Below are 13,148 nucleotides of genomic sequence, written 5' to 3'. Positions count from 1 at the left end.
CATGAAGCTCATAGATTCAATCCCTTCGGGGACCGTAAAAACAGCCTCCAAGCAGATGGAATTCGTCACAGTCACGGTGGCCGGGCAGCTGCTGGGCCTCCCCATCAGCCGCGTACACGACGTCTTCGTTGTGAGCGAGATGACCACCGTTCCTCTCGCGCCAGGAGAGATCGCCGGTCTCTTGAACCTTCGTGGACGGGTCGTCACAGCAGTGTCACTGCGCCGCCGTCTAGGGTTGGGCGACACCGCAGAGTCTGGGCGGCGTATGGCTGTCGGCCTTGAGAACCAGGGCGAGGCTTATGGGCTTCTCGTAGACGAGGTCGGTGAGGTTCTCAAGCTGGATCCGGACGAGATGCAGCCGAACCCGGTTCACATGGATCGGGGTTGGGTGGGACTGTCGCAGGGCGTTCACCAGTTGCGGGACCAACTGCTGATCGTGCTCGATGTTGACGCCGTCCTGGCCTTCGAGACGGAGCGTGAGGCTGCGTAAGCTAAAATCGTCGAGCGCATGTCCTCCAGTTTATGTAATCAGAATACAGGAAATTTGCCGTGAGCCTTGATCTATCCACCCCTGTTCTCATCGTTGACGACTATCAGACGATGCTGCGCATTATCCGCAACCTGCTGAAGCAGATCGGCTTCAACGACGTCGACGAGGCGAAGGACGGCTCGGAGGCTCTGGGCAAGCTCAAGGAGAAGAAGTACGGGCTGGTGATCTCCGACTGGAACATGGCGCCCATGACCGGCTTCGAGCTGCTGCAGCAGGTGCGCGCCGACGCGGAGCTGGGCAGCCTTCCCTTCATCATGATCACCGCCGAGGCCAAGACCGAGAACGTGGTCGCGGCCAAGCAGGCGGGCGTCAACAACTACATCGTCAAGCCCTTCAACGCCGATACCCTGCGGTCAAAAATCAGCGCTGTCTTTGGTGCGTAAGCGGAACGAGAGCGAGATCATGATCCATAGAAAAAGCTATCGTATCGAGGCGAATCTGGGCGTTGTTTCGCAGGACGAAGGAGTTCTGGAGCGCCACTCCGAAGTTATAGGGCTCCTGGCCGCCATCAAGGAGTCGATCGTTCCTGCAAAGGACATCTCGACCTCTCTGCTGGAGGAGCACCGCCGTGACATGCAGGAGGCTCTTCGCCTGAAGGCAGAGCTCGATTCGATCTATCAGGCGATCGAGCGCACGAAGATAGAAATCGCCACGCTTCGATATGCCGGTGCTCAGGGAAAAGAGATCACCCGAGTCACGGACGAGCTTGGCGCCATCGTCACCGGAACGGAAACAGCTACCAATTCCATTCTGGCAGCGGCGGAAAGAATTGACGATCTCTCCAGCAATCTCTCGTCCAGACTGGCTGGAAGTGACCAGGACATCGCCCGTGAGATCCTCGATCACGTGATCAATATCTTCGAGGCCTGCAACTTCCAGGACATTACCGGCCAGCGCATCAGTAAGGTGGTCGGCGCGATGAGGTTCGTTGAAGAACGTGTTCATCACATGATGGAAATCTGGGGTGGCATGGAAAGCTTCAAGGATGTCGAGACCATCGACGATCCGAAGCGTCAGGGAGAGAAGGCGCTTCTGAATGGACCCGCTTTGGCCTACGACAATGGCGTGACATCTCAGGACGACATTGACGCACTGTTCAACTAGCCTGAGCGAGAGGCAATAGAAGCTATATCTCACTTGAGCCCAGCCATTCGAGGCTGGGCTCTTCTTTTAAGTCAAGCGCAGTTCTGCGGAAGAGCTAGACCAGCAGGTCCTGTACCTGCTGCGAGGCAATGACGTTCATCAGGCTCCTCAAGCTTTCTTCCGTTATTGCAAGGATCACGCCGCCGCAGATGTCTGATGCACCGTTAAAACCGTAGCTCAGCACATTGGCAGGCTTGAGGCCGCCAGTGCCATTTGAGAGATAGCCCTGCATGGATCCAGCCCGGCCGGGAGACCCATTCTGAACCTTGAAGCCGGTAAACTGTCCTGCAAAAGAATGAGGAACAATGCGCAGCCTATCCCGCTTGTGAAAAGCGATGGCGAGATTACTCTTGGCAAGGGCAACAGCGATATTGTCTTCAATATGAAGGTGGGCTTCAAAGCTATTAGAGGTTTGCGAGGATCGAAAGTGATCAAGGATAGCGACAGCGTTCATGTCATCCATGCACACAAAGATGCGTGAATGCCTGTAGCAAGGACCATGCACGTTTGTGCCGATCCGAACTGCATGGGCGTTGTCTAGGGAGCGTGTTACTTCAAGCCAACCAAGACCCGCAGTCTGCTCGCGAGAGTTCGGGATGGCGACATTGTGGGCGCGTGACGAGAGTAGGTACTGACGCACAGGACCCGCCTCCATAGATCCTGATCCACCCGGATCTGTGATCCACTTTACTCCGCGAGCGGAGTAAACAAAGGAGGTGCAATCGTGATGTCCGTTGTCATGCTTCTGCTCGTTGATCGAAGCGCAAAGATGGCTCCAATCCGGTTTCTGCATGTAGTTTCGAATGGTGATAAGCCCGGCGTGATCTGATGCGTGGAGCCTTGGGCCCAAAGGGTACGCTAACTCTTCCGCGAGCGCCTGATCCGACAGGAGATGCCGTCCATATCCAGAGATGAGGCGCCGGAGCCAGGAGGCGTGATGGAGCGTGCTCGGAGAGTCTCCAAATGGAGCAAGCATACCTGCTGGGTTTGTCGCCGCAACAACGGATTTCAAACTGTCCTTCAGACGATCAGCAAGAAGCTGCCGGAGGTCCTCAGCTTCATGGTAATCCTTAAGGTGCTGCGCCAAGATCATGCCAATTGAGATGAGTTCCAATCGGTAGTGCTGGGACTGCTCATTCGATGATCCGTTAGGGCCGAGAAGATGGTCGAACCCGTTGCGAAGTTGAGCAAGGGCTACTGATTTCCAGTACAAAGAGAGAGGGAAATTTGAGAGGCCGGTCGAGGCGCTCAAAAGGGCGCAGGCGACACGAACCTGCAGCATGGAATGCACGAAGATGTTCTGGCTCAGAATCTCGGCAAGTGCGAAGCCATGCTGAATGACCTCCGCAACGAGCATGCGCAGCTTTCCGATCGGCTTGTTCTTGTGCGCAGTCGTAGCCGCGAGCAGCCGAAGCAGAACCTCTGTGCGTGTGGCAGCGGACGCAGGATAGGCACTAAGTGGATCTTTAGGACGGCCTGATGGATTTTCGTGGGACCAAGAAGCGGCCAAGTCCACGGCCTTGTTTACTCCGCTCGCTCCCTGGTGGCCAATTAGGTCCAGGAGCCAGGACAAGGACTGATATTCCATGCGCCATGCAGGTGACTGGTAAGGATCTTCCGTCCAGTCCAGTGCTGAAGGCAGCGACCACGCCGGAAAGCTGCCAAGAGTAAGCTGGCTTCCGACAAAGGCCCTCGACTGACCTTGCTGAACCGCCTGTAGCTTGTCTTGTATGGTTGGAGCCGCTGCTAGGGTCCGGTGATCGATCAGACGGTCAATAGTGTCGGTATCTTCGATCATAGCTCTAGAGCTAGGGGCGGCACGAAGCCGTCTGAAGATCTCGCCGGCAACAGCAGAGGAGTCTAGGATCTCTTCGCCGACGATGCTTTCAAGCAGAAGATCATCGTCTAATGATGTCTCGAGGGGTGTCACAAGACTGATCAGCGCCTCATCGCGCCAGACCTGAAAACCAAGATCCACCGTTTCTGCCTGATCCGGCGGGCTGAGCTCAAGCGTGAAGCGCCTCGTCTGCCGGTTGACCGGAATATCAATGTATGCGCCGACGATAGGCGAGGTCGGCAGATCGTCCTGCGACGCGACGATTTCTCCGCTCCTGTTGCGAAAGACCACACGGGCCAAGGCACCCTCGGCGCTTCCACTCTGGTTGATCAACTGGCCACGGACGAAAAGTGTCTTGGCTGGAACAACTCCGTAGGTCAGCCATGTTGGTTCAGTCTTCAGCCGGATCCAAGAACGGCGAGGGTCATTCGGGGTTGGAGAAGGAACCGGTCGGGCTGAATCGACTTGAACATCATCACCTGTAGGTTGGACAACCTGCAGGAGCTTCGGATCGAGAATCGTGAACGGATGGGAGTTGCGCCAACTGCGGACGTTCACCGAGATGTGTTTCGTTGGAGAAGGAAGCAGAAAGGTGCAGTGAACCCTTGCCGAATGCGTCAGGTCGCTGCTTGGGTCATAGTAGTCAGGTCCGGCAATGTGGCAGCTCTGAGGGTCAATCTGAGCTCTGGTTAAGCCCGGAACATTGGCGAAGTCGATGCTCGACCCGTCCTCTGTCAGGAAGTCGATCCCGATGACCGCAAAATCATGCGCTGTTCGGCTTTTCTCTTCAGGGTGCCAGCAAATCTGAAAAGCCAGCTCACACCAGGCATCCTGAGAAAGATCTCTAAATTCGAGGGTGGCTCTCGACCAGCGGTTCTCGTTCGAGACAATATATTGCCGGATGCCGGTCTCTTCCTGAAGGGAATCGCCGCCATGATCTCGAGGCGTCGGAAGGATTTGTCTGACATCGGCCATCGAGGCACCAGAATTCCAGGTTGGAATTAATCGAGAGGGGTTTGCCTTCACGCCTGCGCTGAGCCACAGGCTCTGATAAGATTTATTGTGCTTCCGGCAGGTCCGGGCGTCAGTCAACTCTACCTTCGCGGTTTCGCTGCGGCGCGGCGGACTGAGCTTTGACGCTGTCTGGCGGCGCGCCTAGATCCCTGTCGCGACCTCCAGGAACAGGGCCATACGGATCAGTTCAGACAGACTCTTGGCTTCCATCTTCGCCATGACATTTGAACGATGAATCTCGACAGTCCGGATGCTGATGTTCAACTCGTGAGCAATCATCTTGTTGGCCTTGCCGGCAACCAAACCGTCCAGCACCTGCCGCTCCCGCTGCGATAGAGATTGCAGCCGTGCCTGCGTTCTGAGGAGTTCCTGGTTCCGGCGAACGCTCTTCTCGTCGCAGACCAGCGCAAAGCGGACCACCTCCAGGAAGCGGTCTTCCCGGAAAGGTTTTTCGAGAAAGTCGATAGCTCCGGTCTTCATGGCTTCCACGGCGAGGGGGATATCCGCATGGCCAGTCATGACGACAACAGGAACATTCAGCCCGCGTGCATTGAGGCGCCGAATAAACTCTAGGCCGTCGATGCCGGGCATCCGCACGTCCGTGACAATGCAGCATTGTCCGGGATCGCTGACCTCGTCGAGAAAGGCTTTGGCGGACTCATACAGGCGAACGTTCAGGCCAGCGGACACCAGCAGGAAGGAGAGGGCCTTTCGCACTCCGACATCATCATCCACCACATACACGATCGGCGTGTTCGACACTGGCCATGTCCTCCTTGTCGACAGTTCTCAGAGTAAAATGAAAGGTGGTGCCTTCACCGGGAAGCGACTCGGCCCAGATTTTTCCGCCATGGGACTCCACGATCGTCCGGCTGATTGAGAGCCCCACGCCCATGCCGCTGCGCTTCGTGGTGGTAAATGGCTTGAAAAGGTTCTTCAAGACCTCTGGGGCAATCCCGGATCCGGTGTCCTGAACGCTGACCTGGACCGTTGACTCGAACGGCACAGGCTTCGCCCTGATCACCAACTCACGAAGGTCCGATTCCTGCATCGCCTCGATGGCGTTGCGGATCAGGTTGAGCAGAACCTGCTGGATCTGAACACGATTGACGAACACCAGTGGATTGTCGGACGGAAAGTCGTATTCGACCTTCACGTCCTTTTCCTTTGCGCCCACAAGGGCCAAGGCGCTGGCCTCTTCCACCAGACGCTGAAGCCCTTCGATCTGGTGCTCGCTGCCTCCCCTGGCCACGAACTCCCGCAACTGCCGGATGACTTCTCCGGCGCGCAAAGCTTCTTCGGCAGCCTCGTTCACAGCATGACGGACTAGAGAGATCTTGTCGCCTTCCACATCGCTCAGAATGAGGCCACAGCCCTTCAGGTAACTTGTGATGGCTGTCAGAGGTTGGTTGATCTCATGGGCCAGCGTCGATCCCATCTCTCCCAAGGCGGTGAAACGGGACATGTAGGCAAGTTCGGCTTGCAATTCCTGCATGCGCGTTTCGGTGCGCTGGCGCTCCGTCAGATCACGAATGAACGCGGTGAAGAAGCGCTCCCCGTCCGATTCCATCTCACCGACCTGAACCTCCATCGGGAAGGTCGAGCCGTCTTTGCGCTGAGCAACCACCACGCGCCCGCTTCCGATGATCCGCCGTTCTCCTGTCTCGCGATAGCGGCGGATATAACCATCATGCTGCTCGCGGTAAGGCAGAGGCATCAGGAACTTGACGTTCGTGCCGATGACCTCCTCGGGCTGATAGCCGAACATGTTCACGGCTGTCGCGCTGAACGACCGGATAATGCCGCTCTCATCAGCCACAACCATGGCGTCGGGAACGGTCTCGAGAATGGACCTGAGATGAGCCTCTCTGGTCCGCAGGCGCTCTTCGCTCGACCGCAGGGCATTCTCGGCCAGCTTGCGCTCTGTGATGTCCTGAACCGTTCCGATTTTGCGGATGGGCCGCCCGTCATCATCAACCAAGGTGCGGCCGATAGCCGTAACCCAGCGCTCCTCGCCCGTATCGGCGCGAATGATCCTGAAGCTGCCGCTATAGGTCAGGTCGCTGCCGGGCTGGTCGTCATAGAAGGTCATCGCCATTCGATTGCGATCATCGGGGTGAACGCAATCAAGGATGGCCTCGCGTGTGATGGTCACATCCGGTGCCAAGCCAAGGATCTGCCGCGCCTCGGGCATCCATTGACGTCGGCCGGTGATAAGATCCTGATCCCAAATGCCGAGGGCCGTCGTCTCGATGGCCAGGCGCAACCTCTCTTCGCTGCTGCGTAGTCTTATCTCGGCCCGACGCTGATCGTGGATGTCCGTGACGGTGCCAACCCATTCCTGAACTTGGCCGTCCTCATTCAACAATGGAACTGCCCGAGCAAGCATCCAGCGGTATTTGCCATCGAGGCGGCGGACGCGGTACTCAAGCATCCCCGGCTCTTCCGCCGTGCGGATACCTTCCCACTGGGTAAGAAGCTTTGCCCGGTCGTCCGGATGGACGGTGTTGAGGAACCCGAAGCCCGTATAGTTCTCATTGGACTGGCCGCTGAAGGTTTCCCACCCCCATACCTTGGTGATTGCTCCATCTGTCGCCGCGCGCCAGACGATGGCGGACCCGGCTTCAATCAGGGCGCGATACTGCTCTTCGCTGCGGCGCAGCCGTTCAGCGGCCAGCTTCTGCTCATGGATGTCCGTGACAGTTCCAATCCATTCCTGAACCACTCCATCTGCGTCGTGAAGAGGAACGGCTCTCGTCAGGACCCAGCGGTATTCGCCGTCAGGCGCAAGCACCCTATATTCGTCAGTGCCTGCTTTCTCCGAAGCCAGCGTTTCCAGCCACGCTGCGGTCACGCGCTCCCGATCTTCAGGATGAACGGCATCCAGCCAGGCATAGTCTCCGCCATTCTCCGGCGATGTAGAGGGAGAGGCCTCCCAACTCAGCGACCCGTCAACGATCATCCCGCTAGCGTCTGCACGCCAGACCATTGCCGAACTTGCTTCGATGAGAGCCCGGTAGCGCTCCTCCTGGGTTTTCAGGGCCGCTTCCGCAGCCATGAAGCGGCTGATGTCCCGAGCCGTCAAAACAAAGCTGCAATCTGCGCCTGCCATAGGGCTGATTGCATCAAGGGTCACCCGGCACAGAATATGAATGCCGTCTTTCGTTCTGCAGCGTATCTGATCGCCGGAGTGTCCGGACATGGCTGCCGTGTTGAGATCTTGAAGGGGCTTTTCGCGAAGCTGAGCATCTGAAGAGTAGAGAAGAGAGAAGTGGCGGTTCAATATCTCATCTGATCGCCAGCCAAAAATACGCTCTGCTCCAACATTCCACGATATAATATTTCCGACATGGTCGAGCGTGATCAAAGCAAAGTCGGTGACCCCGTCGAGAACGCGGGCAGGATCAGGGCTCGCGTGAACCGCGGGCCCATTCACGATGCCCGTTAACGCAGATATGTGAGTCATAACCCCCCAACCCAAGAGCTGCGTTGCTTGCAGGTTTTTAACCGATTGGCAATTGGTCGCGCAAATCGGTAGCCTCGACTGGATCACCCATCATGGGACACTGTTTCGACAACCGCGCTCTTCATGAGGATAGCTGGCTGAAAAGCAACTGATTCGGTTGCGACATGGTATCGCTCAGAGGGCTGTCGTAACGTGGTTTCGTTTCGACAAATATGGAATAGAGTTGCACAAAGTCCATCGAAAATCAGCAACGCATATGTAGGCCAGAGTGAACCTCTGAAGACGTTGCTTGGCCATAGCCAACCTCCCGGCCTCTGAAGAGCCCAAGTCAGCCTCGTGCAAGGTTGGAGGCTTAAATCCCTCTTTACCATGTTTGCTCGGAGATTCCTGTGACGGCACCTGTCTATCTGTTCGATCTGGCATCGCGACAGTCTCAGTGGCTTGCGGCTCGCCAGACGACGATTTCCGGCAATGTCGCCAATGCCAATACTCCCGGCTATCACGCCCGCGATGTCGAGCCTTTTGCTGACGTCTTGGACAAGACGAAGCTGGTTATGGCGGCGACGAACAACGGACATATCGGGATTTCTCCTTCGCGCACCGAAGCCACGAAGGTCAAGAAATCTGAGAGCTGGGACACGGTCTATTCGAAGAACTCCGTAAGCCTTGAGCAGGAGCTCATCAAGGCAGGCGAGGTCAATCGCCAGCACACCCTGAACACGACCATCGTCAAGTCATTCCACAGAATGCTGCTGACCAGCGTGAGGACCCCGTCATGATCGATCCGTTGATTGCTTCCGGCAAACTGTCCAGCGCCGGCCTGGAGGCGCAGTCGGCGCGTCTGCGTGTGGTATCGGAGAACATCGCCAACGCGAACTCGACCGGTCGAACTCCGGGCTCCGATCCCTATGCCCGCAAAACCATCACCTTCCGCTCCGAGCTTGAGCGAACACTCGGTGCTGCTTCGGTATCAGTGAAGGATGTCGGACAGGACGAGGCACCTTTCCCGGTAGAATATGACCCCGGCAACCCGGCCGCCGACGAGAACGGGATGGTCAAGAAGCCGAACGTGAACATGCTGATTGAAATGGCCGACATGCGTGAGGCCAATCGATCCTATCAGGCCAACCTGCAGATGATGAAGCAGGCGAGAGCCATGATCTCCGCAACAATTGACCTCATGAGAGGCTGATATGATCAGTGCCGTATCCTCCATCTCTTCAATGATCGACAGCCCTGCGGCGGTCACGGCCGTTCCAGCCTTCGGCACGACAACGCCGGCCGCCGGAGCCGTTGCCGGCGCATCGCCCGTGAGCTTCAGCGACATGATGGCTCAAGTGGCGACGTCAGCCGTCGACACCATGAAGGCAGGCGAGGCTGCATCGATTGCCGGCATCCAGGGAAAAGCCTCTGTGCAGCAGGTGGTCGAAGCCGTGATGTCCGCCGAGCAGACCCTTCAGACAGCGATTGCCATCCGCGACAAGGTGGTTGCGGCCTATCAGGAAATCGCCCGGATGGCGATCTAAGAGGATAAGATAATGAGAGCGCTTGCGATTGCCGCCACCGGAATGAATGCACAGCAGCTGAATGTCGAGGTGATCGCCAACAACATCTCGAACGTCAACACCACCGCCTTCAAGGCGGCACGGGCGGAGTTCACGGATCTTCTGTACCAGACCGAGCGTTCGCAGGCCGTTCCGAACCAGGCGGGCTCCAGCCCTGTTCCTGAAGGAGCCATATTGGGCCTCGGCGTGAAGACGGCTGCCATCCGCAATCTTCACCGGCAGGGCTCCCTGACAAACACAGCGAACCAGTTCGACCTTGCTCTCAACGGTCGCGGCTGGTTCCAGGTGAACGCACCGAGCGGTGAGATCGTCTACACCCGGGCGGGATCCTTCAATAAGAATGGCGATGGACAACTCGTCACCCTCGACGGTTATACCCTCAACCCGCCGATTATCGTTCCGCCCAACACGCTTGACGTGACGATAAACGAATCAGGCGAGATCTTCGCGAAGATCGCCGGGGAGGCTCAGCCCCAGAACCTGGGTCAGCTGACGCTCGCGAACTTTGCCAACGATGCGGGCTTGGAGCCTATGGGAGGCAACTACTATCGTGAGACTTTGGCTTCGGGCGCTCCTGCCGTGGGCATCCCGTCCGATCCCGGCTACGGAAAGATCCACCAGGGATATCTCGAAGCCTCGAACGTGGATCCTATCAAGGAAATCACGAATCTGATTTCGGCCCAGCGCGCTTTCGAGATGAACTCCAAGGTCATCCAGGCTGCCGACGACATGGCCGGTACCGTCTCAAAGGGCATCCGCTAAAGGCGGTATCCGGGTGATTTCATCATGAAGCATTTTGTCCAACTCGCTCTTGCCGCGACCATCGTCAGCATCGTAACGCTGCATGGTGCGGTTGCCGAGGATCGCATTCTCCCGGTTCCCGCCGTGACTATCTATGCGGGCGATACGATCCAGGAGTCGATGCTCAAGGACAGAGCTTTCCCGGAGAACTACCGTTACCGTACCGCAGTTGTTGAATCCCCACGCGTTCTGGCCGGAAAGATGGCGCGCCGGACGCTTCTGCCGGGCGAGCCCATCCCGATGAATGCGGTCGACGATCCCAAACTCGTCACACGGGGCGTTCAGGCTCAGATCGTGTTCGAGGAAGGCGGGCTCTCGATCATGGGGATCGGCATTCCTCTGCAGTCCGGCACCATGGGTGAGACGATCCAGGTGAAGAACGCTGACAGCGGGCGCATCATCACCGGGCGCGTTCAGGCCGACGGCCGAATCCGGATTGGAGTCTATTGATGCTCCGCGTTATCCTCTTTCTCTTCGCCGCTCTGTTTGCCGTGCAGGCTCAGGCTGCCACCCGCATCAAGGATGTGGCGTCGGTTCAGGGCGTCAGGGACAATCAGCTGATCGGCTATGGGCTCGTGATGGGCCTGCAGGGCACGGGTGATACGCTTCGCAACTCCCAGTTCACCGAGCAGTCCCTGCAATCCATGCTCGATCGCATGGGCGTGAACGTTCGTGACATCAACCTGCGCACCCGCAATGTCGCAGCGGTCATCATCACGGCCGACCTGCCACCCTTCGTTGGAACCGGATCTCGCATCGACGTGACCGTCACGTCGATGGGCGATGCGACCTCGCTGAAAGGCGGCACCCTCATGCTGACTGCTCTGCAAGGCGGCGATGGACAGGTCTATGCGGTTGCTCAAGGTGCGATCGTGGTGTCTGGGTTCTCCGCGCAGGGTCAGGCCGAGACGCTGACCTCCGGCGTCGCGACGGCAGGCCGCATTCCGAACGGTGCGTTGATCGAACGTGAGGTCCAGGGGGGCTTTGATGCCGTCGGCGGATTAGCCTTCGAGCTCAAGAATCCCGATTACAAGACAGCGACGCTGATCACCGACGCGATCAACCAATATGCCCAGCAGCGGTTCGGCGTTCGTGTCGCATCTCCCCGCGACTTTCGAACCGTCGTGCTGCAGAAGCCGAAGAATATTGCGGCGACGCGCTTCATTGCCGAACTCGGTGACCTTGAGATCAGGCCCGATACGCCGGCCCGCATCGTCATCGATCAACGGACCGGAACGGTTGTGATCGGCAAGAACGTGCAGATTTCGACTGTGGCCATAACCCACGGGGCTCTCACGATCCGCGTGACGGAGACACCCGAAGTCTCGCAGCCGGATCCATTTTCCATGGGCCAGACCGTGGTGGTGCCGCGTACGCAAATCACGGCGGCAGAGGAGCGCGTTCCCCTCGCGATCGTCCGGGGTTCGGATCTGCAGACCCTCGTCAAGGGCCTGAACCAAATGGGCCTCAAGCCGTCCGATGTCATCGCGATCCTCCAGGCGGTCAAGACGGCCGGAGCTCTTCAAGCGGAGTTGGTGATCCAATGATCTCTCGCACGATGTGCCAGACAGCGCGGCGGATGGCAGCCTGTGGCTTGGTTCTGGGAGCCATGGCTTCTGGCGGTGCTCAGGCGCAGGAGGCAAATGCGCCTGCCAAGAACAGCCAGTTTTGCACCAATATCGCCGATGCGGCCTCCGATGCGCGCTTTGCGCTGCAGAAGCAGGCCCTTGCCGACATGGAAAAAGAGATCGAGGGCCGCATCAAGGTCCTGGAGGCAAAGCGCGCCGAGTATGAGGAATGGCTCAAGCGCCGAAACGAGGTGCTGGAGAAGGCGGATGAGACGATCGTCATGATCTACTCGCGGATGCGCCCGGACGCGGCGGCTCTCCAGCTCATGAACATGGATGAGGAGATCGCGGCTGCTGTCATCGCCAAGCTCAATCCGCGGGCCGCAAGCGCGGTTCTGAATGAGATGGAGCCGGCCCGAGCCGCTCAGCTGGCTAACGTGATTACCGACGCTCCCAAGCGCGAAAAGAACCCCGTGAGGCAAAATTGAAGCATCTTGTTGCCATCCTTGGTCTATGTTTCCTCGCCGCGTGCGCAACAAGGCCGGAGGAAATAGGGCGCGAGCCAGGCATGACGCCTGTGGGCTCAGGTGTCGCTGTCGACCGCGAACCGCTCCCGCACCTGTTCAAAGGCAGCGGCCCGGCGGCTGCGAACTCCACCTGGAGCAATGCCAGTGCCGATCTCTTCACCAGCCCGCGAGCCCGGCAGGTAGGCGACATCGTGACGGTGAACATCCAGATCGATGACAAGGCGGAGTTCGAAAACGCCAGCGACCGGTCGAGGCGCTCCTCGGTTAGCGCTGGCCTCGACTATGCACTCTCGTTTGAGGGCTGGAACGCGGATGGCACGGCGGATGCCGGCATCAACTCCTCATCCAACTCGAAAGGGCAGGGGACCATCGACCGCTCGGAGAAGCTGCGCCTGTCGGTCGCCGCGGTTGTTAATGAGGTCTTGCCGAACGGCAACGTGGTGATCAGCGGCTCGCAAGAAGTGCGTGTCAACTACGAACTCCGTGTGCTCAATATCGCTGGTATCGTTCGGCCCCGAGACATTTCGCCGAAGAACACCATCAGCTATGACAAAATCGCCGAGGCCAGAGTCTCTTATGGCGGCCGTGGGCGCCTCATGGAAGTCCAGCAGCCTGCTTATGGGCAGCAGTTGTTTGATGCCGTGACACCCTTCTAGGCGGCATAAGAGGATCAGAAC

The 13,148-nt window shown here is 58.1% G+C and carries 14 protein-coding genes; 11 read left to right on the top strand and 3 right to left on the bottom strand.

Annotation, left to right across the window (positions count from 1 at the left end):
• Nucleotides 1–55 precede the first annotated feature (55 nt).
• From IC232_RS02525 to IC232_RS02515, 3 genes are read left to right on the top strand one after another with little or no spacing between them, the layout of a single operon-like run.
• The gene (locus tag IC232_RS02525) at nt 56–490 is read left to right on the top strand and encodes a chemotaxis protein CheW (protein ID WP_246811997.1); all 435 of its coding nucleotides are present in this window, start codon (nt 56–58) and stop codon (nt 488–490) included.
• Between the two features lie 59 nt (nt 491–549).
• Nucleotides 550–933, top strand: a complete 384-nt coding sequence (locus IC232_RS02520) for a response regulator (RefSeq protein WP_036358805.1) — start codon at nt 550–552, stop codon at nt 931–933.
• A gap of 19 nt (nt 934–952) precedes the next feature.
• Complete coding sequence (locus IC232_RS02515) at nt 953–1,654, top strand: protein phosphatase CheZ (RefSeq protein WP_190843303.1); 702 nt, start codon at nt 953–955, stop codon at nt 1,652–1,654.
• Nucleotides 1,655–1,748: 94 nt separating this feature from the next.
• On the opposite strand, the gene IC232_RS02510 is transcribed toward IC232_RS02515, so the two are convergent.
• The 3 genes from IC232_RS02510 to IC232_RS33195 form a co-directional block, all read right to left on the bottom strand.
• Nucleotides 1,749–4,622, bottom strand: a complete 2,874-nt coding sequence (locus IC232_RS02510; protein WP_190843302.1) for a heparinase II/III family protein — start codon at nt 4,620–4,622, stop codon at nt 1,749–1,751.
• Nucleotides 4,623–4,685: 63 nt separating this feature from the next.
• Nucleotides 4,686–5,306, bottom strand: coding sequence for a response regulator FixJ (gene fixJ / locus IC232_RS02505; RefSeq protein WP_190843301.1), 621 nt, complete (start codon nt 5,304–5,306; stop codon nt 4,686–4,688).
• Nucleotides 5,272–8,010 (bottom strand): PAS domain S-box protein, encoded by a 2,739-nt coding sequence (locus IC232_RS33195; RefSeq protein ID WP_190843300.1) that lies wholly within the window; start codon nt 8,008–8,010, stop codon nt 5,272–5,274. The genes fixJ and IC232_RS33195 overlap by 35 nt, the downstream gene beginning before the upstream one ends.
• A 389-nt stretch (nt 8,011–8,399) precedes the next feature.
• Between IC232_RS33195 and flgB the strand changes: the two genes are divergently transcribed.
• Genes flgB through flgH form a run of 8 tightly spaced genes read left to right on the top strand, consistent with a single transcriptional unit; the run spans nt 8,400 to nt 13,127 of the window.
• Nucleotides 8,400–8,789: a flagellar basal body rod protein FlgB gene (gene flgB / locus IC232_RS02495; protein ID WP_190843299.1), complete on the top strand. Its 390-nt coding sequence runs from the start codon at nt 8,400–8,402 to the stop codon at nt 8,787–8,789.
• Nucleotides 8,786–9,202: a flagellar basal body rod protein FlgC gene (flgC, locus tag IC232_RS02490; protein WP_190843298.1), complete on the top strand. Its 417-nt coding sequence runs from the start codon at nt 8,786–8,788 to the stop codon at nt 9,200–9,202. Before flgB ends, flgC begins: the two co-directional genes overlap by 4 nt.
• 1 nt (nt 9,203) lies before the next feature.
• Nucleotides 9,204–9,536, top strand: coding sequence for a flagellar hook-basal body complex protein FliE (locus IC232_RS02485; protein ID WP_190843297.1), 333 nt, complete (start codon nt 9,204–9,206; stop codon nt 9,534–9,536).
• Nucleotides 9,537–9,548: 12 nt separating this feature from the next.
• Nucleotides 9,549–10,337, top strand: coding sequence for a flagellar basal-body rod protein FlgG (gene flgG / locus IC232_RS02480; protein WP_190843296.1), 789 nt, complete (start codon nt 9,549–9,551; stop codon nt 10,335–10,337).
• Between the two features lie 24 nt (nt 10,338–10,361).
• Nucleotides 10,362–10,826, top strand: a complete 465-nt coding sequence (gene flgA, locus IC232_RS02475) for a flagellar basal body P-ring formation chaperone FlgA (RefSeq protein ID WP_190843295.1) — start codon at nt 10,362–10,364, stop codon at nt 10,824–10,826.
• Nucleotides 10,826–11,923 (top strand): flagellar basal body P-ring protein FlgI, encoded by a 1,098-nt coding sequence (gene flgI, locus IC232_RS02470; RefSeq protein WP_190843294.1) that lies wholly within the window; start codon nt 10,826–10,828, stop codon nt 11,921–11,923. Before flgA ends, flgI begins: the two co-directional genes overlap by 1 nt.
• Complete coding sequence (locus IC232_RS02465; RefSeq protein WP_246811996.1) at nt 11,920–12,432, top strand: MotE family protein; 513 nt, start codon at nt 11,920–11,922, stop codon at nt 12,430–12,432. The genes flgI and IC232_RS02465 overlap by 4 nt, the downstream gene beginning before the upstream one ends.
• Entirely contained in the window at nt 12,429–13,127 is a 699-nt protein-coding gene (gene flgH, locus IC232_RS02460) for a flagellar basal body L-ring protein FlgH (protein WP_190843293.1), read from the top strand. The genes IC232_RS02465 and flgH overlap by 4 nt, the downstream gene beginning before the upstream one ends.
• Nucleotides 13,128–13,148: the final 21 nt, after the last annotated feature.

This window comes from Microvirga sp. (assembly GCF_014699075.1).
GTDB lineage: Bacteria > Pseudomonadota > Alphaproteobacteria > Rhizobiales > Beijerinckiaceae > Microvirga.
Note: the sequence above shows the minus strand (reverse complement) of the source record. Positions and strands in the feature narration are given on the sequence as shown.

Coding starts and splice junctions, on each gene's coding strand:
- IC232_RS02525 (WP_246811997.1), top strand. CDS start 56: ATGGAATTCGTCACAGTCACGGTGGCCGGGCAGCTGCTGGGCCTCCCC.
- IC232_RS02515 (WP_190843303.1), top strand. CDS start 953: ATGATCCATAGAAAAAGCTATCGTATCGAGGCGAATCTGGGCGTTGTT.
- IC232_RS33195 (WP_190843300.1), bottom strand. CDS start 8,010: ATGACTCACATATCTGCGTTAACGGGCATCGTGAATGGGCCCGCGGTT.
- flgC (WP_190843298.1), top strand. CDS start 8,786: ATGATCGATCCGTTGATTGCTTCCGGCAAACTGTCCAGCGCCGGCCTG.
- IC232_RS02485 (WP_190843297.1), top strand. CDS start 9,204: ATGATCAGTGCCGTATCCTCCATCTCTTCAATGATCGACAGCCCTGCG.
- flgG (WP_190843296.1), top strand. CDS start 9,549: ATGAGAGCGCTTGCGATTGCCGCCACCGGAATGAATGCACAGCAGCTG.
- flgA (WP_190843295.1), top strand. CDS start 10,362: ATGAAGCATTTTGTCCAACTCGCTCTTGCCGCGACCATCGTCAGCATC.
- flgI (WP_190843294.1), top strand. CDS start 10,826: ATGCTCCGCGTTATCCTCTTTCTCTTCGCCGCTCTGTTTGCCGTGCAG.
- IC232_RS02465 (WP_246811996.1), top strand. CDS start 11,920: ATGATCTCTCGCACGATGTGCCAGACAGCGCGGCGGATGGCAGCCTGT.